At 69.7% G+C, this 310-nt stretch carries 1 pseudogene; it reads right to left on the reverse strand.

From position 1 onward, the window contains the following. A pseudogene (locus tag CBX98_RS25915) lies at positions 1-310 on the reverse strand (DNA mismatch repair protein MutS); the annotation flags it as partial.

Raw genomic sequence — 310 nt, forward strand, 5'->3', positions numbered from 1 at the left:
GCCGGCTGCAAGCGGGCGAGCTCAGCAGCGAGGCCTTCGGCGGTGGGCACTTCGGTCAGCAGGAAGCGGCCGGTGGAGAGGTCCACCCAGGCCATGCCGTAACCGGTCGGGCCTGCGGCGATGGAGAGCAGCAGGTTGTCGCGGCGCTCTTCCATCAACGCGGCATCGGTCACCGTCCCCGGGGTGACGATGCGCACGACCTCGCGCTTCACCGGGCCCTTGGACAGCGCGGGATCGCCGATCTGCTCGCACAGTGCCACGGACTCGCCCAGCTTCACCAGGCGCGCAAGGTAGTTCTCGACCGCGTGGT

It is taken from the genome of Vibrio sp. T9, from assembly GCF_003123985.1.
Classification (GTDB): Bacteria; Pseudomonadota; Gammaproteobacteria; order Enterobacterales; family Vibrionaceae; genus Vibrio; species Vibrio diabolicus.